The organism is Pedobacter steynii, from assembly GCF_001721645.1.
In the GTDB taxonomy this organism is placed as follows: Bacteria; Bacteroidota; Bacteroidia; order Sphingobacteriales; family Sphingobacteriaceae; genus Pedobacter; species Pedobacter steynii_A.
This window is the reverse complement of record NZ_CP017141.1, coordinates 6101023-6123840: the sequence shown is the minus strand read 5'-3', so window position 1 is coordinate 6123840 and position 22818 is coordinate 6101023. Positions and strand designations below refer to the sequence as shown.

Annotated in this window: 17 protein-coding genes; 7 read left to right on the top strand and 10 right to left on the bottom strand. The window is 39.6% G+C overall.

What is annotated here, in order from left to right:
* Window positions 1-200: 200 nt before the first annotated feature.
* Window positions 201-1484, top strand: a complete 1284-nt coding sequence (locus tag BFS30_RS25275) for a Gfo/Idh/MocA family protein (protein ID WP_069381844.1) — start codon at window positions 201-203, stop codon at window positions 1482-1484.
* Window positions 1485-1589: 105 nt separating this feature from the next.
* On the top strand, window positions 1590-2003 hold the full coding sequence (locus BFS30_RS25270) for a GNAT family N-acetyltransferase (protein WP_069381843.1): 414 nt from the start codon (window positions 1590-1592) through the stop codon (window positions 2001-2003).
* Between the two features lie 18 nt (window positions 2004-2021).
* Here BFS30_RS25270 and BFS30_RS25265 read toward each other — a convergent pair whose 3' ends face one another.
* The 6 genes from BFS30_RS25265 to BFS30_RS25240 all read right to left on the bottom strand — a co-directional run bounded on the left by BFS30_RS25265 (window position 2022) and on the right by BFS30_RS25240 (window position 8153).
* Entirely contained in the window at window positions 2022-2825 is an 804-nt protein-coding gene (locus BFS30_RS25265; protein WP_069381842.1) for a helix-turn-helix domain-containing protein, read from the bottom strand.
* Window positions 2826-2844: 19 nt separating this feature from the next.
* Window positions 2845-3246: a GlcG/HbpS family heme-binding protein gene (locus BFS30_RS25260; RefSeq protein WP_069381841.1), complete on the bottom strand. Its 402-nt coding sequence runs from the start codon at window positions 3244-3246 to the stop codon at window positions 2845-2847.
* Window position 3247: 1 nt separating this feature from the next.
* Window positions 3248-4036 (bottom strand): SDR family oxidoreductase, encoded by a 789-nt coding sequence (locus BFS30_RS25255; protein ID WP_069381840.1) that lies wholly within the window; start codon window positions 4034-4036, stop codon window positions 3248-3250.
* Window positions 4037-4126: 90 nt separating this feature from the next.
* Window positions 4127-5887 (bottom strand): right-handed parallel beta-helix repeat-containing protein, encoded by a 1761-nt coding sequence (locus tag BFS30_RS25250; RefSeq protein ID WP_069381839.1) that lies wholly within the window; start codon window positions 5885-5887, stop codon window positions 4127-4129.
* Between the two features lie 142 nt (window positions 5888-6029).
* Window positions 6030-7442 carry a condensation domain-containing protein gene (locus BFS30_RS25245; RefSeq protein WP_083252236.1) on the bottom strand — a complete coding sequence of 471 codons (1413 nt, stop codon included), beginning with the start codon at window positions 7440-7442 and terminating at the stop codon, window positions 6030-6032.
* A gap of 3 nt (window positions 7443-7445) precedes the next feature.
* Complete coding sequence (locus tag BFS30_RS25240) at window positions 7446-8153, bottom strand: glycosyltransferase family 32 protein (protein WP_069381837.1); 708 nt, start codon at window positions 8151-8153, stop codon at window positions 7446-7448.
* A 399-nt stretch (window positions 8154-8552) separates the two neighbouring features.
* Between BFS30_RS25240 and BFS30_RS25235 the strand changes: the two genes are divergently transcribed.
* Window positions 8553-9248: a glycosyltransferase family 32 protein gene (locus BFS30_RS25235; protein WP_069381836.1), complete on the top strand. Its 696-nt coding sequence runs from the start codon at window positions 8553-8555 to the stop codon at window positions 9246-9248.
* A gap of 70 nt (window positions 9249-9318) precedes the next feature.
* Window positions 9319-10065 (top strand): glycosyltransferase family A protein, encoded by a 747-nt coding sequence (locus BFS30_RS25230; RefSeq protein WP_069381835.1) that lies wholly within the window; start codon window positions 9319-9321, stop codon window positions 10063-10065.
* On the opposite strand, the gene BFS30_RS25225 is transcribed toward BFS30_RS25230, so the two are convergent.
* The gene (locus tag BFS30_RS25225) at window positions 10062-10466 is read right to left on the bottom strand and encodes a hypothetical protein (protein ID WP_069381834.1); all 405 of its coding nucleotides are present in this window, start codon (window positions 10464-10466) and stop codon (window positions 10062-10064) included. The two genes, BFS30_RS25230 and BFS30_RS25225, sit on opposite strands and share 4 nt — an antisense overlap.
* A complete protein-coding gene (locus tag BFS30_RS25220) occupies window positions 10463-11020 on the bottom strand; it encodes an RNA polymerase sigma factor (RefSeq protein WP_069381833.1) in 558 nt (185 codons plus the stop codon). The genes BFS30_RS25225 and BFS30_RS25220 overlap by 4 nt, the downstream gene beginning before the upstream one ends.
* A 218-nt stretch (window positions 11021-11238) precedes the next feature.
* Here BFS30_RS25220 and BFS30_RS25215 point away from each other — a divergent pair, with 218 nt between their 5' ends.
* Together BFS30_RS25215 and BFS30_RS25210 are read left to right on the top strand one after the other, a co-directional pair.
* Window positions 11239-11574: a hypothetical protein gene (locus BFS30_RS25215; RefSeq protein WP_069381832.1), complete on the top strand. Its 336-nt coding sequence runs from the start codon at window positions 11239-11241 to the stop codon at window positions 11572-11574.
* A 119-nt stretch (window positions 11575-11693) separates the two neighbouring features.
* Window positions 11694-14138 (top strand): outer membrane beta-barrel family protein, encoded by a 2445-nt coding sequence (locus BFS30_RS25210; protein ID WP_069381831.1) that lies wholly within the window; start codon window positions 11694-11696, stop codon window positions 14136-14138.
* 16 nt (window positions 14139-14154) lie between these two features.
* On the opposite strand, the gene BFS30_RS25205 is transcribed toward BFS30_RS25210, so the two are convergent.
* Together BFS30_RS25205 and BFS30_RS25200 are read right to left on the bottom strand one after the other, a co-directional pair.
* Window positions 14155-14850 carry a LytR/AlgR family response regulator transcription factor gene (locus tag BFS30_RS25205; protein ID WP_069381830.1) on the bottom strand — a complete coding sequence of 232 codons (696 nt, stop codon included), beginning with the start codon at window positions 14848-14850 and terminating at the stop codon, window positions 14155-14157.
* Window positions 14851-15262: 412 nt separating this feature from the next.
* Complete coding sequence (locus BFS30_RS25200; RefSeq protein WP_069381829.1) at window positions 15263-15772, bottom strand: UpxY family transcription antiterminator; 510 nt, start codon at window positions 15770-15772, stop codon at window positions 15263-15265.
* A gap of 566 nt (window positions 15773-16338) precedes the next feature.
* On the opposite strand from BFS30_RS25200, the gene BFS30_RS25195 reads away from it, so the two are divergent.
* The gene (locus BFS30_RS25195; RefSeq protein WP_069381828.1) at window positions 16339-22812 is read left to right on the top strand and encodes a non-ribosomal peptide synthetase; all 6474 of its coding nucleotides are present in this window, start codon (window positions 16339-16341) and stop codon (window positions 22810-22812) included.
* Window positions 22813-22818: the final 6 nt, after the last annotated feature.

The window sequence follows — 22818 nt, the reverse complement described above, 5'->3', positions numbered from 1 at the left end:
TGATTATCAGGAGATCACTAATGAATTTGGGCAATAGTCCTTAATTTTTACAGCTGTTACGGCAGATCTTTTCTGTAAAAATTACCGGGCAGATATCAACGGTAAATTATATCAGGCAATCGATTGCGCAATAATATTTTTTTTATCATATTTACTATTGTACATACAAAATCAAAAGTGACCTTAACACACTATTAAATATGAACAGAAGAGACTTTATTGACAAAAGTTTAAAGGCTGGCCTGGCCTTTACCATCGTTCCCAGATCTGTACTCGGAGGCACTGGTTTTATAGCTCCAAGTGATCGTATTAACCTTGGCTATATTGGCGTCGGCAAGCAATCGTACGGATTGATGAATCAACTGTCCCGATGCAAGGAAGTGCTGGTACAGGCTGCTTGTGATGTAGATGCCAGAAAGCTGAATAATTTTTTATCCGAAACCAACAAAACCCAGACAGATCTTGGAAAGCCATCTACCCAAATAAAGGGTTATGAGCTGTATCGGGAGCTGCTGGAACGTAAGGATATCGATGCTGTAGTTATCGCAACCCCCGATCACTGGCACGCACAGATTGCTGTCGATGCAGCCAAGGCAGGGAAGGAAATCTATTGTGAAAAACCATTGGCCTCAACTATTGACGAGGGCAGAGCAATGGTTGAGGCAGCAAGGAAATACAAGCGTGTATTTCAGACGGGAAGTATGCAGCGCTCTTCTTTCAACTTTAGACAGGCAGTCGAGCTTGTTCGTAATGGCTATATCGGCGAAATTAAGGAAGTAAACGTTTCTATTGGAGAGCCAGTTAAACAATGTGACCTGCCAACCATGCCTGTACCAAAAGGACTGAATTGGGATATGTGGGTAGGGCCATCTATGTACCGTGGCTATCACCCAATACTGGCTCCGGAGTTTGGAGATCCGAGCTGGGCGGGATGGCGTTGGTACAGGGATTTTGGAGGAGGCTATGTGGCTGATTGGGGCGCACATATGTTTGATATCGTGCAATGGGCCCTGGATATGGACAGTAGTGGACCGATTTTGTTTGTCCCACCTAAAAAAACAGCCGCGCAAAATGGCCTCTCGTATGTCTATAAGAGTGGAATCAAGGTTAACCACGTACTTTGGGGCGAGCACAATGCCATACAATTTATCGGTACTGAGGGTAAGATAGAAGTAAGCCGTTCGTTTATCAGAACGAGTCAGGACAAGCTGGCTTCGCTCAAATTCAGTGATCAGGACAAACGGGTCTATTTCAGCGACAACCATTACCAGGATTGGATCGACGCTATTAAAAAACGCTCCCAACCAATATGTGATGTAGAGATTGGGCACAGGACAAGCACGATCTGCAATGCGGTTAATATAGCCTATGAACTACAAAAAGACCTAAGATGGAACCCTAAGAAGGAAGAGTTTGATCATGCATATGCTAATGCATTGAGGAGTAGGCCTTATCGCGGAGATTGGGACTTTAATGCTTTTTAAAAAGAATTGTTACCAGAACTATTTTTCAGTACCTTATCGTCTGGCTTGAATTTATCAGTCAGATGATTTAAGGTGTTTTTTCTAAATTTCCTCATAATACTTTTTATGCTCATTAAATATGCAGATAGCGATTCTTTTAAATGGCTGGCAGAAGTTGAAAAACACATTACCAGCGAAACCCTTTTAGATAAAATCAACAACAGGCAAATTCTCATTGCAGCAGTTGAAGGCCGCGAAATTGCCTACCTGAGATTCGGATATTTTTGGGATAATATCCCTTTTATGAACCTGCTTTTTGTGGAAGAGGATTATAGGAAACAGGGAGTAGGGAAAAGATTAGCGGAATACTGGGAATCGGAAATGTGTAAGCTGGGACATTCGTTGGTACTAACCTCAACCTTATCCAATGAAGAGGCACAGCATTTTTACAGGAAACTCGGTTATCAGGATGCAGGAGGTTTTACTTTGCCAGGTGAAGCCCTGGAGATCATATTAGTCAAGGTTATATCAGCCGGATAAATTCCATAAAATTGGCTTTTATATTTCTGAAGAGGTCAGACCGAATTTTTGTTTGAAAGTAAAGTAAAAATGCGAAAGGTTCTCAAAGCCTAAGTCCAGGTAAAATTCTGCAGGCCTTTTTTGCTTGTGCCTGATCAGGTAGTGGGCTTCGTCTAAACGTCTTTCCAGTAACCAGCGTTTCGGCGAGATGCCGAAGGTTCTGTTAAAATCCCGTTTAAATGTAGACAGACTACGTCCCGTAAGTTTCGCAAAGGATTCTACCGGAACATTGAACATGTAGTTTTGATTCATGAATTCTTCCAGGTCTATCTTATAAGGTTCGGAAAAGTCGAACAGTAGATTTTTAAAATCAGGGCGGCTTTGAAGTAGCAATTCCACGGCTTCCCTGATTTTCAATGCAGCCAGTCTTGGCGTTGCTTCCTTTGTTTTATTGATATATGGGGCAAGAGAAAGAAAATAAGACCGCAGGTAATCATCCGATTCAAAGAAAAGTTTCTGATTTCCCTGATAGGGTGCATCAGCTACGATCTTATTTTCAATGGCGTATTGTCGCAGTGTTTCCTGATCCAGCGATATGGATACAAACTGATATTTGCCAGACTTGTCAGGATATTTGATGGTTCGAATCAATTGGTTTTTTCTGACCACGACAATGGTGTTTTCGGTAATCACCGTATTCCCTTGTGCATGGAAAGCATGGGTCTCTCCAGATAACTGGAAACCTAGAAAATGCTCAGGTATAAATTCCTCATCGCCTCTGTATTTTTCAAAAGCACAGGAATAGACCAGTTTTCCAAAGATGATCTCACTGAATTCGCCCATATTACAAATATCTAAAAAATCAGGAGATGGCGGCAGCTCCCGCCATTGCGATTTCCTGATCCTGCTCAGGGCTTCCTCCGGAAGAAGCAATGGCCCCGATGATATGACCATCCTTGTTTTTCAATACCACACCACCCGCAATGGTCAACAAACCGCCATTGGCGTTTATCATCCCATAACCATGCATTTCTGCACCGGCAATGATGGTTCCCATTATATCACTGTCTACTCCAAACATCGCTGCAGTTCTTGCCTTCTTAATGGCAAAATCGATCACTCCATAAACGCTGTCCAGGCGCCCAAAGGATACCAAATGACCACCATTGTCTACAAGGGCTATACTTACAGGGATGTGGAGCGAATTTGCTTTTTTGATGGCGGCATCCAATGCCTTTGCTGCCACACTATAGGTTAAGTTCATACTAACTTTTTGTGGTCCAGGCATCGGTTTGTAATTGCTTTACAAAGGCTTCTGTTTCCTTTGGATGTACATTTCTGAAGTTGCTATTGTCGTCCAGCGCGACATCCACGATGCAATCTGCCATGGATTGTGGATCGAGTTGGTTAGCAAGGGCTTCAGCCATTCCGTCGAATGCCGATGGGGATGTGAAATTAACCTCAGAGTCGTACCAGCGAAAGATGGAATCGGCTCCGCGGTCGTTGAATCCAGTGCCAAATACTCCCGGATTGCAGGTCGCAATCTTAATGTTGAAGGGCGCTAGTTCTGTTTTTAGCCCTTCGGCGACGGCTTCGAGTGCATGTTTTGAGGCACAGTATGCTGCCACATAAGGAACAGTCCACAGACCGCCCATGGAGGAAGTGAATACAATTTTGCCGGATTTCTTTGCTACGAATTTCCTGATAAAGCCCTGAGCAAGTTCCAAGGCACCGAACACATTGGTCTCAAACATCGACCGGATCAGATTTAGGGGTTGCTCTGCAATTGGGCCACCTTGCATGATTCCGGCATTGCTGATCAGGATGTCGATATCATATTTTTTAACTGCATAGGCTATGTCATGGGGATCGGTCACATCCAATTTATCCACGATAAGGTCAATTCCCTTTTCCTTAGATTCAGTGATCAGGTCGCTCATTTGTGGATACACCTGTGTGGTGGCGATTACCTTATGTCCCTTTTTGGCCAGATCGAACGCAGCGATTTTCCCGAAACCGCTTGCCGCTCCTGTAATTAAAATTGTTTTGCTCATTTTACCTTGTTTAAAAGTTATAGAACAAAATTGCCTTATTGGTGACTATTTTTTGTTGCTGAAAAGCCCAATGTTTTATTGTTGGGAGGGTCAGTGTAGCGGGGGTATTACTTTATAAAATTGATTGCCGCTTAATTTTACCCCTTTGCAGCCTACGAAATTGAAAGCCGGTTTGGTTTTAGTTGCCGGTAGAAAATCTGAGTTCTCAATTTTGTTGTTCTTGAAAGTCAGCCCATTTGTACTACGGGCACTGAGCAGGGGACTGTCATACACCTTAAAAGTGTTGTTTTCTATCCTGATGTTCCTGTGCACATAGTAACCGGATAAAGGCTCTTTATCCTGCGGATTGATGCTGATGATGTAATTATCCGGAGCAGAATTAAAACCACATTCGATAAACTGGTTATTCCGTATTGTCAGATCTGTTACAGCACCTGATTCATACCAGCCCGAAGCATCGTTTTCAATTAAGATTGCATGCATCCCTGTACGGTAATACACATTATTTTCAATGATCACCTTTCTGCGCGTGGTGATTAAAGTTCCTCTGGATATTGTACCTTCAAACCTCGAATTTTTAATGGTAACAGATGGCGTCCAGGTGGTATTCTCCAGCGCATCTCCAACTTTAAGTGCTTTGGAAAAGGGCTTTTGTAATTCCACCAGCATTTCTCTTTCGGAAATCAACTTAGCCGTTTTAACGATGCCCTGCTCAAAAATCTGTAGAGAAGCGCTGTGCAGATAAGCAACCGTATCTCCTGCAATAAAAGCATCAAAACCATAAGTCTGATGGTGCATAAACTTCAACTTTAAGGTGGTTGGTGTTACGATCTCCGTTATTTTTAAATGCGTTCCGTGAACATTTAGGGGATCATCGTGTAAACCATTAAACCTGCAGTTATTGACGGTGATCTGCCCTTTACAACCCGAAAAATGCATCCCATCTGCTGAGGAGGCAATTACCCTTCCGCTTCCTTTTTCGGGTTCTACAAAAACACTGTCGTAATTCAGGTTTTCGGAAAACTGAGAAACAATGCCCAGGCCATGCATCGAATTCATGTGCAGGTGATGTAAGCGAATATTTTTTGACCGGTTGATGAAAGCACCCACATAATCCCGGTACCGGTCTCTTATAGTAAGTATTTCGCCTGGATTGCCTTTAAACTTCGAGAAATCACCGGTGAATTTCACCCGGAGGGCTGCAATCTTTTCTGCCTTGCTTTTTAAAAACGGATCCCAATCGCTGTATAATAACATGCCTTTTTCCGGGCGTACCAATACTGCATGATGGTTTTTGGCGATCCATTTTTCACCATACCATTCTAAGTGGCCATCGGAAATGGCAAATCTGGAATCGGGATGAATATCGGCTATTACGGTTGACTGCGATACTTCTTTCAGGGTCATTTCAGACATCCCCGGACGCTCATAATTTATAGCTAAGTTTTGTATATTGATTTGCGAACAATCGTCCAATACCCAGGAGATCATCTTTCCATGGAAAACAAACAAAGATCCATTGCCTTCAATAGTGACGTTTTTCAATCCTTTGAGGTATAAACCCACCCGCTGTTTTTTTACCGGGAATTCTACTTCCGAAGAGCTGTTTGAAATGTAATAATGGGTTTCGGTAGCCTGGTCGGGCCAGAAATCATATCTGCCTTTGGGAAAATTCAATATGGTTTGTTCCTGCGCCTTACTTGCCTCAATAGCCTTTTTAACGTTTTCTGTAGCATCCGCAAAACTATCCGGTCTGGCTCCGAAATTAGTGACATCAATAGTTTGAGCTTTTAAATTACTATTGTCTAATATCAGATATAAAAGCATCAGGCCTAAAAAGTAGTTTTTCATCACATTAATTATTTACAGGCAATTTTTCAGGCCGATACAGTATACAATAATATAAAATTTTGCTTAATGGCCGTGCCAGGCGATTGATTACTTCAACTGCTGCTACTGCTGAATTTAGGAAATGGATTGAGCGATAGTGTTTTTATAATTCCTCCAATTGAAGATGCGCACGAATCTCTTTTAAAGTTAATTTGTCATTTTTTATAATGCTATCCATAATGGTTTCATGACATTTAACCAGATCTTCCATCAGCTCTTTAGCGAAAACACCGGTGTTGTACCTCCAATTAACGGCTAATCCATTACTATATTCATACACCATACAGTTGATGGCATAATATATCCCTTCGTCTACCCGGTGTTCTTTACTGAATTTTTGAGATTCCTGCGGATTTAACGGCCCGTCTACCGGAATGTAATTGGTATACATATCAGAGCTTGTTCTCAATACAGATCCTGTTATTCCTAAAAAAGAATGGCAATAAATGACCTGTTGAATTCCTTCTAAAAGATTAGGAAAAGCCTGATCGATCAATTCATCCAGGCTAATTTCTTCTGTGACATTCATGGGTAAATAAGTGCCGCCTAATAAACAGCCAATCAGTTGTCGGTTTTCTAATTTTCCGCGGTCAGCAACCAGGGCAGCTAGTAAAACCCTGCTTTTTTTGGAATAGAGAAAAATAAGTGCATAAAAACTGGCATAGACTATAGCGGAAACCGTGCAGTGTTTACGTTGTGCAAGGGTTTTAATTTTTAAGTAGTTCTGCTGAACAAAAGTAGAGGAAAATACCATTGTTTTTTCCTGATTCAAGACTGCTGTTAATTCCTGCTCCGTTTCAATTTTCTTTTCCGGCTGCAATGCCTTCTGATTTCTTTTGGAATAACTTCTGTAGAAATCTTCAATTCTCAAGGTCTGGTTAAATCCTTTTAATTTATTAGCCCAGAATTCACTTAACTGATCTTTGTGTTGGTGGAGATAGGCATTTTGCCGGAAGCAGTAATCCTTTAACTGAAGTTTTAAAGGCGGTAATTTGGGTTCTTCTCCTTTGACGTAAGAAGTGTAAATGGCAAATAATTCCTGTTCTATGACCCGTAATGACCAGGCGTCACAAAAGATATGATTGATCAGAAAGGAGAAAAAATAATTATCAGCATTTTTGATCAGAATGAATTTTACATGTGGTCCCTGATCTAAATTTGAGAAGCTTTGGCTTGCATTCTGATACAGCATCGTTCTTGTAGGCAAAAAATCTTTCTCGGACTGAATTTCAAACTGTTCCAGTTTGTAGGTTTCTTCCTCATATGGCAGGATGACCTGTTTGATTTCTCCATCAATTACCGGAAAGATGGTTCTCAGGCTTTCATGTCTTTTGACCATAAATGACAAAGTTTTCTCGATCATTTCGACATTGATTTTTGACAAGAATGTCTCAAAGACCATGTAGGGGACGTTTTGTTTTCCAGCGGATTCGGTCAGGTATTTTAAATGGTCTAACTGTCCTATAGAGGGTTCAGTTATGATTTCCGCATGCTCATTCATTGTGTTTCTATTCATGATCTATTGATTCGCTTTTAAAGTAGATGCCGGGGCAGGACCGGACTCCCATCTCCATTTCCCAAGATGAAAATGTGCTGCATAGTCGCCGAAATGACAAGAGTTTGCCGAGCAGGATCTCATGCACAGTTTATGATGATTGGGAATTAAGGTGATATCCTGGTAAGTTTCTTTTAGGTCATGATAGACATTGGTTAGTAGTCCGGGGCCGGTTGAATTTAACACATCGTCTTCATTCCTGATTTCGATTCTGGAATATTCGCGTATGCCATGGATGAGCTCCAGCCAGAAGGCATGCCGGGGGATAGAGCCAAACATATAATTGGCAATTCTTACCGGATGAGTTAGCCCTAATTTCAGGCATTCTTCCGGTGTAAGTTTTTTTTCCTCTCCAAGTACTAATTTATGCTGGCAAAGTGGATTCAGGCTTTTAAAACAAAGCATATCCAGATCCAGGTAAAATCCACCAAAAAGATAAACTACAATTATTCTGAAAAGATCTGTTCTTTGTACATTCAATGAATACTGGTCATAAATTTCGAGCAGATCAGGCATATGGTTAAGTACAATCGCACGTGCTTCTGCATCGTCATATACGGTAATTTCCCATTCCGGATGATGCAATTGAATGCTTTCTAAAAAATTCTCATATTCTTTCGGAATATGATGGGTCTTGTAGATCAGATGTATCTTTTTCGGAATAGCATTCATAAATCGTATCAAATTATATCACTACTAAAAGGACTTGAAATTCCTTGTCTTAAAAGAATGGCCCGTTATTCTAATATTAAATATATCAATAAGTCGCAATTTATTTAATCGCTGCAATTGATTTTAAATTAAATTTCTGATTATCAGGGTGATTGTTTGATTTTGTATAGGTCTGTTTACAGATTGAACAGTTGCCAGGCAGATCTTTGCCAATGCGAAAAAACAATTAAAATGTTTGCTAATTTAAAATTGTTGTTCTATTTTAGATTATCGTTTGTTGTAAATCAATTGTAAATAATTGTATTCTACTGATTTTTATATTCCCTATTCTTAATCTATCCTAGCGATAGCTGTTGTTTTTTCTCACTCATCATCTTTATATCAAATATTTGAATGCTAATGGAGATCCCAGCCATAATCCATCAAACATGGAAAAACGCGGCCATTCCTGAGGAATTTGCTGCATCCGTAAACTCCTGGAAAAACCTTCATCCGGACTGGAAGTATTCTTTGTGGACTGACGACATGAATGTCGGTTTCCTTGAAAGTTATTTTCCTGATTTTCTGGACATTTATCGCAGTTATCCCAGTCATATTCAAAGAGTGGATGCGGTGCGGTATTTTATTCTGTATCAGTTTGGGGGGATCTATGTGGACCTGGATTTCTATTGTTTTAAGCATATCTCTCCAATTTTGGAAAATTGCCATTGTGCATTTGGCCTGGAGCATGCGCTACATTCTGCTATTCACCACAAAAAGATGATCATCAGTAATGCATTTATGGCTTGCAAGGCTAAGTCTGAGTTCATGAAATTAATTTGTGAAGAGCTTTATCATCCCTCAGTTGCTACCTTCAAAGATAAAAACGACATGATTCTTGAAACAACCGGGCCTTTTATGTTAACCAGGGTGTACGAACAACATCAGCATGATGAAACTTTAAAGGTGAAAATAATTGAACCGGAGTTTTTATATCCGCTTACAAAAGACGAGATCAATAAAGAGCTGCTGGCCGATATTGAAAAGAATGTGGTTGCCGAAAATCTGAAAGATGCGTATGGACTGCATTATTATTGGGGAAGCTGGTGGGGCTAGCTCAAAGAGAACATTATGGAAATCATTCCATATAAATTATAGCTAATAAATTCATTAAAATATTTAAAAAATGGGAAAAACATCACCTTTAATTTCTTGTATTTGTGTAACCTTCAATAAGCCTTTAAAGCTGGATGCAGCGATCGCTTATTTTGAGGCTCAAACCTATGAAAATAAACAATTGATTATCCTTTACGAAGATCATGACCTGGCTACAACCCATTACATCAAAAATCGGACATTCCCTGACAATTGTAAGGTTCTTGAAGTAAGCGGTTATCCGAAAAGGACATTGGGTGAGTTGAGAAATATGGCCATTGCAGAAGCTGATGGTGATTTTATTTGTCAGTGGGACGATGATGACTGGTATCATGTAAACCGCTTACAGTATCAGTTTACTGCCTTAACAGCTGCCGGGAAATCAGGTTCAATATTAACGCATTGGCTGATATTTAACGCAACAAATAACAAACTGTATATTTCTCATGCCAGAAACTGGGAAGGAAGTCTGTTGTGTCGTAAGCAGCTTTTCTCGTTAAAGCAATATGATAACAGTTCAAGAGGAGAGGATACGGCAGTTGTGGAATTCTTATGTGAAGAGGGATATATTGTCAATATCAATGAAATCACCGGCTTATACATCTATGTTTATCATGGCGGTAATACCTGGGACCTTAATCATTTTAACGAGATTTTTGCCTGTTGCCAGGAAATCCAGGTAAGTGCTGATATGACCGGGAAAATATTTGGCTTATCTCCCGATCAAAGTTCCGTACTGATTGATGAGATCCTCTTGTCCAGCGATATTGTCATTTAACTCCATACTTTGGCCTTTCCTTTATCATAAAAGATACCTAGAAAGGTTAAAATTCCAAGGAGAATCACGTATTTAAATCTGAGGTTCATTTCGTAAAAATCACGTCCTGCATCCGGATTAATCAGGGTAAGGACCAGGTAAGCTGCGCCAAAAGTGACCGCGAATATTAAAATAATGGTCAGGGCAAACCACATATCCTGTTTTTGATAAGTTGTTTTCTGAACTTTCTTCGTCACGTTGGAGGCAAAGTTTGCCGGCAATCCTGATTCCTGTCCGGCATTTAAAGCCTGGAACAATTGTTTATAAACCAGGAGATCGTCATTTTCAAATGAATGTTGAGAATCATGCCTGATGCCTTTTTCCAACATCTCCTGTATTTTCTGATCATTTGACTCTTTCATATTTCTTCTTTTTTTAGATCTTTTTCAATTTTTTCCTTTAACAATTTCCTTGCCCGGAACAGGTAACTTTTGACCGTTCCTTCGGGAATCCCTGTAATTTCCTCAATTTCTGAGCAGGAGAATTCGTTTAAATGATATAAGGTTAATACGGTACGATATTGAAGCGGCATTTCCTGAATTAATTCATTGACGTAATTCACCGTATCCTTTTTGATCATGGTATGTTCCGGGTTTTCGTCGGTAAAATAATACCGGTCAATATCTTCGGGATATTCTGACAGCCGTTCCTGCTTATTCGCTTTGAGGTGATTAATGGCCGTCAGATAAGCAATACGGGCAACCCAGGTAGACAGCTTTGATTTAAATTCAAATTTGTAAAGGTTCTTATGGATTTTAATGAACACTTCCTGGCAGAGATCTTCTTTATCCTGCTGGTCATGTACCAGCCTATTGATCACAAAGAAAACAAGCCTTTCGTATTGTCTGACGAGCAATTCAAAAGCCTTAAAATCCTTATTTAATATTCTGGTAATAATATCCTTTTCATTAAACATACTTAGTAGTCAATCAATATGGGGTGCCGGTTGCAAAAAATGTGAAGTATATTCAGGTTATTTTAATTTAAAGCTTTTTTAGTTCATCAGATGTTAATAATACAAAAAAAACAGAAGATAATTACGCATAAAGATGATTCAATAAATTAATTTAAAATAATTGCAACCGCTTGTCTTCTTTCGTTGACTACTGGGTAAATCACTTAAAATAGAAGATCATGAAACAGTTAATGCCATTTATAATCGTCATCGTTTTTTTTATAATCATTGGAATTTTTATCATTACCCTTTATAAGTACAGATTAAAAAGAAGAATCATTGATTCAGGTCCGCTGGATGAAATCGGCCTGAAATTCTTAAAACAGTTATCCGGAGTCAACGAATTGCTGAAATGGGGAATTATCCTGATGTCGGCTGGAATTGGTTTTGTGGTGCTGGAGTTTATACCCTATCATGCAGAAGAATCACCATTACCTTACGGAGTTGAAATGATCTTTATCGCAGGTGGATTTTTAGTCTACCATCTGATGATCCGCGATCAAAAAGATAAATAGTCCTGCCTGCTATACCGTAATTCAATTTAAATTTTTAAAAAGCAGTTGATTTTAAAGCACAAAAGCCTTTAAATGATTCTCTATGCCCGAAAACCAGAAACAGTTAAAAATTATTACCAATGAGAATCGTAAAGTTAATTACCGGAACAATGTTATTACTAATTGTTTTAACCGTTCAAACCAGCGCGTTGTTTGCACAGAATGCACCAGGCGAATATCAGATTAAAGGAGTGACAGCTGATTCTGCGAGCCGTAGTGATTTGCCTTTTACTACAGTCAGAATTAAAGATGAAAAAGGGCTGGTCCTTAAAGCGGTAGCGTCAGATAAAGACGGAAAGTTTGTTATTCCCGCACTTGGGCCTTTGAACTATCAGATCTCTTTCGCTGCATTGGGTTATTATCCAAAAACAATCTCACTGAACTTGTCCGGAAAAGAACTCAAAGAGATTGATCTTGGGGCCATTTATTTAACAGAGCAGTCCAAAACATTGAAAAATGTGGTCATCACCGGAGAAAGACCGATGATCAGTCAAAAGGCAGACCGGATCGTTTACGATCTTAAAGCTGACCCTGAAAGTAAAGTAAGCAGCGTTCTGGATATGGCTCCTAAAATTCCATACCTTACGCTGGATGGTCAAAACAATATCTTACTAAAGGGCAATTCCAGCTTTAAGGTCCTGATTAACGGCAGACCTTCTGCGAGTGTGGAAGGAAATCTGACTGCCATACTGAAAAGTATGCCGGCTTCTACCATAGAAAAAATAGAGGTGATTACTATTCCTCCTTCTAAATATGATGGAGAAGGGCTGGCGGGGATCATCAATATCATCGTTAGTAAAAAGATTAGTGATGGATATAACGGATCTTTTAATCTGAACGAAAGCTTTCCTGCCGGCGGACCCGGATTTGGCGGATCGATTACCGCGAAAAGTGGAAACTTTGCGATTTCAGCTTTTGGAGGAGCAAGTCTGAACGACAACCCGGAAACCAGTTATGAGGGCAGCAGGTTGAGCTACGGTACTGTCATGAGCAATCTTTTTCAAAAAGGTCTTCAGAAATCTGATCAAAAAACAGGTTATTTTGGCACCGAACTAAGTTATAGTATCGATTCCCTTAATTTAGTGTCTGGTCAGTTCAACCTCAATGGGGGGAGGTCATCCGGCTCCAAGTCTCAATCCTCCGCATTAATACGTGGTACTGATCCCCTACAGGGCTACGATCTTTTAAATCATAACAAAGGGAAAAATTATGGATTTGATGCTGCGGTTAACTATCAGATCAGTTTCAAAAAGGCTAAGGATCAACTGCTGACTTTTTCTTATCAATATTCCAATAGCGGAACTGACCGTAATGGAGATATAGATCTGTCTAATTTAATCAATTATGATCAATCGGATTACAGACAGAACGATCATCAGAAATTCAATGAAAATACTTTTCAAATGGATTTTACTACCACGGTGAAGAAAATTAATATTGAAGCCGGACTTAAAGGTATCTTAAGGTCCAGTAGCAGTAATTTTGATTACAATAGCTTTAATGCTGATAATGGGCAGTTTGAATTTGATCCTGAATTTTCCAACAGGTATACCAATACACAAAACGTATTTAGTGCTTATAATTCCTATCGCATCGCTTTAAAATCATGGAATATTATTGCTGGTGTACGTGTTGAACAGACGGTCATCAGAGGAGATTTCATTAGCAATGCGACGGTGGCAAATCAGAATTATTTCAATGTACTTCCCTCCATTGCGATCAATAAAAATTTCAAAGATCAAAGCAGTCTGGGCTTCGGTTTTTCCCAACGCATCAGAAGACCGAGTATAAAAAGGCTAAACCCTTATGTTGACCGCTCTAATCCGCTTTTTGAAACCTCTGGTAATCCGAATCTGCGTCCGGTACTCTTAAATGATATACAGGTTAATTATGGCAATAATAAAAAGCTTTCGATAAATGCAGGATTGAACTACTCCTTTATGAATAACCTTGATCTGCAGGTGGTCAATTTTGATCCCGCTACTCAAATTACAAGAACAACCTACGACAATACCGGAAAGTCCAGTAGTCTGGGAGGTAATCTCTCGATTTCCTATCCCATCAGTAAAGCTTACAGGGTAGGCCTCAATGGAAATGCAATGTATCTATGGTTAGAAGGGAATTCTGATGGTATTATTGTCAATAATGACCTGCTCATGTATTCGCTTTCCTTCTCGAATTCATTTAATCTGAATAAGGGCTGGCGTTTGAATGCTACTTTGAACGGAGTAAGTAAAAGCCCTACTGGTTTGCAGGGGACAACTAAGGGTTATATCAGTACCAGTTTTAGTGTGAGTAAGCAATTGATTGCTGATAAATTATCATTAGGTGCGCGCATCAATAATCCGTTTGTGAAGTACAGAAATAATGACTCCAGTAGTTTTGGTAAGGAATTTAATCAATATTATACCTCAAGAGACTACTTTCAGAATTTTACATTCAATTTGAATTATAATTTCGGACGACTAAAAGGCGGTGTAAATAAAACCAGAAGAAACATCACAAATAATGATATTGCGAACTAATCAATGCTGTTATCATTTACAGACACCCATATAATTGTTTTTTGAAGAAATCACCAATAGGGATTACCTCATTTCCTTTCATTAGAATTTCATTGCCTGTAATCATTTCCACGAATTTCAGGTTAACGATGTAAGATTTATGAGAACGGATAAAATGTGCAGATGGCAATTTGTTGAGCAAAGACTTCATGCTGGTGTAAACCGTATATGTTTTGGCAGAACTGGTGTTAATTTTCACATAATTGCTAAGTCCTTCAATTGTGGTGATTTCTTCTGTATCGACTTTGATTAGTTTTTTTTTATTTTCCGTTTGAACAAAAATAAAAGGATGGACGTCACGTAAAGGTTGAGCCTGCTGACTATATCCTTTTTTTATAGCTTGTAAAAAGCGCTCATAAGAAACAGGTTTGATCAGAAAGTCTAATGCACCCAGGTCATAAGATTGATAAGCATGATTGTTATGACTGGTGGCGAAAATTACCTTGGTCTTGTCTTTTATCAATCTGGCTAATTCTATTCCGGATAGTTGTGGCATTTTAATATCAAGGAATACCACATCAGGTTTTATTTCCTGAGTTAGAATTTTTCTTAACGCTTCTAAAGGATTGGACTCTGTTCCTATAAGTTCGAGTCCAGGTGTTCTTTCTACATGATCCTTAATCGTTTTAATGCAATGGCTTTCATCATCCACAATATAGCAGGATATCTTCATAGGGCGTTGTAGTTGTTAATAAATTACCGCAATATATTTAAATTATTCATTTTTAAAAATACGCTATCCGTCCTATTTATTTTAATTATTTTTAAATTGTTTATTTTAATCACCAGGTAGTGACATTTAGTATGCCTGCTCAATGAATAAAGAGCTGAAAATGACTTTATCCCGGGCCTGCTGGTAGAGAAGAAGGAGCGTTATTCCTGTTTCAGGGGATCGCAAGCTATATATGCTTTGTTCCCGGAAGGAAATTGGCATCATGTGCTTTAATTGATTCGAAATGTATATCTGGTCCGGACGACCTGAGGTGGAATCATTTTAGGAGATCGCTCATTTTATATTTTTTATAAATTATACATTACAAAGAAGCCACAGTTAAAGCAGATGGAATGCCGGACTAATCCGAAATCTAATCCAAAACTGAAATCAGACTCGAATTCTTTATTTCTAACAGGATATTTCTATCGAAAATATCCAGTCTGACCAGGATGTGTTTCTTTCGTTCAATATTCACAACTTCGCAATCAAGTCCGGCAAATGGTCCTTCTTTAATCGCGCATTTGATTCCTACTTTAATTTTATCATTAATTACAATAACCTCGTCATCCTGATTGGTTAATATTTTAATGTTATTTACTACTTTTTCGGGAACTTCAACTATCTTTTTTCCAATTTTTACATAATTTATTACTGAATTTAAATTCAGTACCTCAAGAACGTTTCTGATATCGGTGAGATAGACAAAAATATAGGAAGGAAAGAGTGGTACACGTATGGTCTTTTGGGTATCGCGCATTTGTCTGGTCATCCTTCCCATAGGCAGTAAATGCTCTATTCCCAGTTCGTTTAGGTATCTCGATGTTAATTTTTCATTTTTCGGCCTGGTATACACGATTTGCCACTTTGGTAGAAAGCTCATTCAAATAGGTATTATGATTAAGATGATGGTTTGGTGTTTGGTCTGTCTCAAAATTATAAGACAATTCTTAATTCTAAACAATAATATTTATTTATTATGTGAATCATTGTTTTGTCTATGCCTTATCATTTATTCTTTGTGTGAACGTTTGAAAGTATATCAGATATTTGATTTTTATTATACTTAACAGGCTTATGATTCTGTTGTAGAGACTCTGGCATAGTTTTTTTGTATAAACTATGCTTTTTGAGGGTGATGAAATCCAAATTTTAGGATTTAGAAAGAATTATTTGCCGTTTGCATCAAAAAAATGGTAGTTCGTATAAATATGATTCAAAAGCTTGGAAGTGCTCTCTCAATATATCATATTTGAATAAAGAGAGTCGGATTAAAATTTTTCGTTTCAAAAATAGCAAATCTACACAACCTTAGCGATAGCTGTGTGTTCTTCTATCATACAGCGCTTTTACCTTTATTTTTCAATCTCGTTTCCATTTCTTCAGGCCATTCAAGGTTTGAATCGATAATAGTTTACGCTACAAAAAATTGTGAATTAATAATTCCCTATGCAATTTAATACGCTTGCAGATATTTTAAAACGGAGATCTGATCAGGATAAATCTGGAATTACTTTTATAAGCGGTACCAATCAGGAAGAGTTTCTTTCTTATAAGGCGCTGTTCCATCATGCTACGAAAGCTTTGGCTGTTTTGCAAAATGCAGGATTGGAAAAAGGGGATGAACTGATGTTTCAGGTCGATGACATGAAAACTTTTGTCATTTCATTCTGGGCCTGTATACTTGGCGGAGTGATTCCTGTACCTCTTTCGACGGACAATAGTTATGACCACAGGAATAAGCTGTTCAATATCTGGCCTGTATTGAAATCTCCATTTTTATTGATAGAAGATAATGACTTTGTCAAAATCAAAAATTTTGCTGAAAGCAACGGAGTGGTGGAAACCTATCTGGAGATGGCTGACCGGATTATCCATCCCCGGACTTTATCCCTTTCTGATGAAAACGGACGGATTGAAAATATTCAGGCCGAGGATACCGCTTTTATCCAGTTTTCTTCCGGTTCTACCGGATCACCGAAAGGAGTGATCCTCAGTCATCGGAACCTGCTTTACAACGTGGATGCAATCGCTACTGCATCTGGTTATTCAAAGCAGGATTCTTTGCTCAGCTGGATGCCTTTAACGCATGATATGGGGCTTATCGGCTTTCATATCAGCCCGCTTTATAGTGGCCTTAATCATTTTATCATTCCAACCTCACTGTTTATCAGGAGGCCGTCATTATGGCTGGATGCGATAAGCAATCATCGTGTGACAGTTACCTGCTCTCCAAATTTTGGTTATGAGTATACCCTAAAACGTTTAAACTCAGATGAAAACCAAAATTGGGACTTCAGCGCAATTCGTCTGATCTACAATGGCGCGGAACCGGTCTCTGAAAAAATCAGTCGCCGTTTTCTGGCCCAGTTTGAAAATTATGGCTTAAGCAGTCTGGCCATTTGTCCGGTTTATGGTCTGGCGGAAGCAAGCCTGGCCGTTTCGATTTCCAGAATTGAAGATCCTGTACTGTCGTTAAAAATCAGTCGCCGAAAAAATAATATAGGTGAAAAAGTTTTAATCCTGACCGCAGGTAATGAAGGCGTATCTATCGTAAATTTAGGTACTGCAGTTCCCAATTGTGCCATTAGCATATTGGACAGACAAGCAAAGCAACTGCCGGACGAAACCATAGGGCTGGTTTATATCAAGGGTGAATCTGTGACCAGCGGTTATTACAACAATACCGAGCAGACCAATAAAACCATCAGCAGTGATGGCTGGTTAAATACAGGAGACCTTGGTTTTCTGAAAGACGGCTGCCTGTTCATCACAGGCAGGGACAAAGATGTTTTTTTTGTAAATGGTCAGAATTATTATCCGAATGACCTGGAAGGTATAGCGGGAGAACTCGGGGAAATTGAATTGAATAAGATTGCAATAGCCGGGGCTTATAACCATGATATCGAACAGGAGGAAGTGATTGCTTTCGTAGTTCATAAAGGCAGTCTGCATAATTTTCTGAAAACTTCCGGAATATTGAGGAATTACCTCAATGCAAAAACGGGTATTTCATTGAAATCCGTTATACCGGTTAAAAATATACCGAGGACAACCAGTGGTAAAATCCAGCGCTTTAAGCTGTTGGAAGCATACCAGAACAATGAGTTTCAAAGTGTTGTTGCTGAAATAGAGGAGATCGAAAAGCAAGCTGCATCAGCGGTAGATTTAATGTTGGAGCAGCTTAGTCCGATAGAAAAGCAGGTTTTTGAAATCTGGCAGCAGGTACTACCGGGCCGGAAGCCGGATCCCGCTTACAGTTTCTTTGAGAATGGAGGAAATTCCCTCAAAGTAACGGAAATGCAAATGAGCATTTTGAAGAAGTGGAATATTGATCTGAGCATTCGCCTGTTGTATGAAGAGCCCACATTAGCCGGTATTGCTAAAAATATTAGGTCCGGGCCTGTTAAAAATTATCAGCCGGTTAAAGGAAACACTTACCGGATCAATCAGCCGGTTGGGGCTTTACAACGGAGGCTTTACTATCACTGGGCATTGACACCGGAATCCATAAATTATAATATTCCTGTGGCCATGTTTCTCGAAGGCCTGCCCGATTTTTCCCTTTTAGCAGATCAGTTAAGAGCGCTTGTTTTGCGCCACGACAGTCTTCGGACCACTTTTGTTTTTGATCAAGAACCAAAGTTCGTGGTTCATCATGAGCTGGATGTTCAGCTGGAAATCCTGAAGATGGGGGAGAAAGCCGGGGAATTCAATATGGCTTTACACGTTCAGCCATTTAACCTGGAAACAGGTCCGCTTTTTAGGTTTAAGATATTTTCAATAAGACCTGATCTTCATATTTTATTCCTTGATTTTCATCATATTATAGCTGATGGCATTTCTGTACACCTCTTTTTACAGGAATTACTGAGGTTGTATCAGGGAAAAGCCCTGCCTTCTTCCGGAATTCAATATGCTGATTTCTTAAACTGGGAAGCTGAAAAATTAAAAGGGAATGAAATTGCAGTTCAAAAGAAATACTGGCAGGAAAAGATAGCAGAGGAATGGCCGGTATTAGAATTGCCTGCAGACCATAGCCGTCCCGTTTATTTTGATGGAAAGGGAGAAAGGATATTTTTTCAGATTGAAACGGGAGAAAGAAAAAAAATAGCTTTACTGGCGCAGAAACAGGGCTGTAGTATACATGTACTGTTGTTCACTATTTATAAAATTTTATTGTTTAAATATACCGGTCAACATAATATGGTAATCGGTATTCCTGTTGCGGTACGCGATCATCCTGACCTGCAATCGCTGTTTGGAATGTTTGTGAACAATCTGGCGGTAAAACAGGAGTTAGATGGCGGGGCTACTTTTATTGAAGTGCTGAAATCGGAGGCGGAAAACATGAACGAAGCTTTATTGAATAAAGATTTTCCGTTTGATGAATTGGTTGAAATGTATAAAGGCCCGAGAGATCCCGCAAGGAACCCGCTCTTTGATACGATGTTTGTTTTTCAAAACATGCTGGATGTTTTCCCTTCTTCTGATGATTTCAGTACCAAACCCTGTTTCTTTGATCCGGGGACTACCAAGTTTGATATTTCCATGGAAATATTTGATGACGGAGATACCTTTAACGGCAATATTGAGTTTAGCAAAAGCCTGTTCGAACGGGAGCGCATTTTGGTAATGGTTAGCCATTTTAAGCAACTGATGGAGACCATACTGAACGATCCCGAAAAGAGGATCTGTGACCTATCTTATCTAAGTCATCAGGAACATTTTTATCAATTGGATACCTTTAATGATACCACAGCGATTTATCCCGATAAAAAAACGATTCAACAGTTAATCAGAGAACAGGCGATAAAAACGCCTGATCATTTGGCTTTAATATTTGGGAATAAGCAGGTTACTTATCAGGAACTGGAAATCCAATCCGATCATCTGGCCCGAAATCTGCAGAAAGCAGGCGTTAAAGCGGGGGGAATCGTCGCAATTTACCTGAAAAGGTCGCCGGAACTGATTTATAGTATACTGGCTGTTTTAAAGTCCGGGGCAACTTATCTTCCAATTGATTTCGAATTGCCTCCTGGCAGAATTGAACTGATATTAAATGATAGCCGATGTGATTTCATCATCAGCAGTTCATCCTCTGTCTCAGGTTTAAAATCGTTGACAGATGCCCGTAAAATAACAGCAAGGGTGATTGATGTGGATGATTCTGATCTTGCGGAAAACCCGGCAGGTCATTTTTCCGGAAATAAAAAACCGGCCGATATCGCTTATATCATTTATACTTCAGGAACAACCGGATCTCCCAAAGGAGTCATGATCAGTCAGCAATCTCTGGTGAATTATAGTGTGTGGGCGGCTAAAACCTATACCTCTTCAGCAAAGGAAGCATTCCCATTTTTTACTTCAGTCTCTTTTGACCTGACCATCACCTCTATTTTTGTTCCTCTGATTACGGGCAATACGATTGTTATTTATGAAGAACATGAAATGGCAATTGAAACCATCCTGCGTGAGAATAAGGTTTCCACGATAAAACTGACACCTTCCCATCTTAAAATCGTGGCCCGGCTCCCGCTGATGCATTCCCTTTCCGGGAGTAAAATAAAAAGATTTATTGTGGGAGGGGAAAAACTGGAACGCTGGCTGGCTCAGGAGATTTACACTTTATTTCATGGTAAAGTAGAAATTTTAAATGAATATGGGCCTACAGAGGCCACAGTAGGTTGCATGATTCATGCCTTTGACCCGAAAGATCAGTCGGCAGTAGTTTCCATTGGAAAACCAGCCGATAATATGCAGATATATGTATTGGATCAATACCTGTCTATGGTCCCAATCGGGGTAACAGGAGAGATCTATATTGCGGGAGATGGTTTGGCTACCGGTTATTTGTTTAATGAGCAGGCCACTGTAAAAAGTTTTATTAACCATCCGTTTGCGGAAGGGAAAAGGATGTATAAATCCGGTGATAAGGCGAAATTTCTCCCGGATGGAACCATAGAATATATCGGAAGATTTGATGATCAGGTCAAAATAAACGGATACCGGATTGAACTTGCAGAGATTGAACTGAATTTAAGGCAATATCCTGGCATTATTGAAGCTTTATTACAGGTGAAAATAAACAAACATCAGGTTCCTGTTATTTTGGCTTATTATACCAGTGACACCGTTATTGATCCTGATGACCTTATTAGTGCATTATCCGAAAGACTGCCTCATTACATGCTGCCGGCGGAATACTTCAGGATACCAAAAATACCGCTGACAAAAAATCAAAAAATTGATTACAGTAGCCTGCCGGTTGAACATCCTTCGGCTCCTTCAATCAAAAAGGACAAGCCACAAGGGAAAATTCAAATGATCATCGAAGGGGTATGGAAAGAGATTCTGGAATATGAAGGGGCAGGTGCCGACATTAACTTTTTTGAGTTGGGTGGGGATTCTATCAAGGCAGCACAGATTTCATCCCGTTTATTGGCAAAAGGAGTCCGTGTATCTGCCAGAGATATCCTGACCTGGCACACTTTGGAAAGAGTCAGTGCCCATGCAAAAGAAATCGACATCAGCCTTGCGACTCATCAGGGACCGGTAGAGGGGAGCATACAACCATCACCAATTGCTGCCTGGTTTTTCCACCAAAAGTTTAAACATGCCGGGTTTTATAACCAGACTTTGCTTTTCGAGTTTTTAAGGACACCGGATACCGCGCTGCTGGACAAAGCATTTACGATGTTGCTGCAGCACCATGATGGGCTCAGACTCAATTATGATGCTGGCAGGAATGAATTTTTTTATAATCCTTTGCATCAGAAAGCAACCTTTAAAGTTCAAACCTTCAGTGAAATATTTTCCGGAGGACCGGAAGAACTGGTTGGGTTTTATGCCGCTGAGGCATGGAATCAGTTTAATCTGGAAAAGGATTGTCTGCTGAGGGGAGCCTTATTTAATTCCAATGACAGGCATTTTTTATTCATCAGGGCACATCACCTGGTTATTGACGGGATGTCCTGGAGAATTTTGCTGGAAGATTTATATCAGGTTTATACAGCATTGGAAAGCGGCAGAATTCCAGTTTTACCTTTAAAAACGGATTCGCTGACTGCCTGGCAAAATGATCGTTTGCAGATTTGCAATTCGGCTTCTTTTCTGGGCTATGTGGCGAAATGGGAAGAGATTGATCGTGCCCGGGAAAATACGCTGGGCACAGATCAGCCCAAAAAGCAAAGTGTTGGCCGTCCTTTTAAAGTACATTCTCTAGCCGCATCAATCGATATGAGCTTCTTGCTGAGAACGGCTTCGCATATTTTCAAATTCGATCCTGCATTGTTGTTATATGCGGCATTTTTAGAGAGTATGCAGCAGATGAAAGGTAAGGATACCTTTCTGGTTACACATGAAAGCCATGGTCGTCATACCAGAGATTTCAATTTTTCAAGAACCATAGGCTGGTTCACGGCAATGTACCCGGGTTTATGGGAATGGAAAGGAAAGGACCTGCTCACTAAAATACACTATCTGAAAGAACAGATGGAGGCTTATAATGATGCCTGTGCCTATTATGGCATTTGGAAGTATGGCTGCCATAAACAGGATGATTTAGTAAATGACATTCCGGATTTCAGATTTAATTATCTGGGCGAGTTTGGTTCAGAATTAAGTAACGACCTTTTTCAATATAGTATGGAGTCGCCTCTTTTAGAGACACACCATGAAAATCATTGTACAGCGGGTGTCGACATCAATGCAATGGTAGTTGGCAAAAAACTGTGGCTGGAAATCAGTTATAGTCATGAATCTGTTTTTGCAGGCGCAGGGGAGTTGCTGCTTCGTTCCTGGACAGAAAATCTGGAGAAAATCATCACCACATTAAAAAACACCACTTCTTTTACGCAGCCTGAAGAGTTTATGTCCGTTGATCTGGATGAGAACGAAATGGACAGGTTGTTTAATAGTTAAGCAGAT